The organism is Cyanobium sp. NIVA-CYA 375, assembly GCF_056108345.1.
This window is the reverse complement of the sequence record NZ_JBSYHW010000425.1, coordinates 1-536: the sequence shown is the minus strand read 5'-3', so window position 1 is coordinate 536 and position 536 is coordinate 1. Positions and strand designations below refer to the sequence as shown.

At 66.6% G+C, this 536-nt stretch carries 1 protein-coding gene; it reads left to right on the top strand.

The window, feature by feature from the left end; translation table 11 throughout:
- Nucleotides 1-151: 151 nt before the first annotated feature.
- A partial coding sequence (locus AC01FP_RS18950) for a hypothetical protein (RefSeq protein WP_474482506.1) occupies nt 152-536 on the top strand: 385 nt, incomplete at its 3' end.

Below are 536 nucleotides of genomic sequence, written 5' to 3'. Positions count from 1 at the left end.
CGGCCGTCGCTCAGTTTGAGCGACTTGACGCGGGCGGCAACAGAGTCGGGAAGCTGCTGGATCAGGGCTTGATCGTCCATGCCAGCGCCCTAGCACCAAATTCCGGCCTGCAACCCCTGTTTTTCCTTCAATCCACCCCTATAACAGGCCCATGGACATGATGGACGGTTTCAGGAAGCGTCTCGGGCTGGCAATGGCCGGCAAGAGCCCGTGGGGCGGTGGTGCAGATGGCGACGGCCCGTCGGACGAAGGTGGCGAGGACAGCGCCTCGGGCGGCGACAGGAAAGGTCCGCGCAACCCGTGGTTGCCTGGTGGTGGCAATGCAGGCGGCGACAAGGGTCCGCGTCGCTCGGCCAATATCGAGGATATCTTCAAGAACCGCGGCCCGGAAGGCCCGCGCCGCAGCGGCGGCGGTGGCCCGCGCGGCCCCAACTTCCGCATGCCCCAGCGCCCCGGCGGCAAGAGCTGGATGCCGGTGCTGCTGGTCGGGATCGTCTCGGTCGCGCTGCTGATCTCGATGACGCACCAGATTTCCC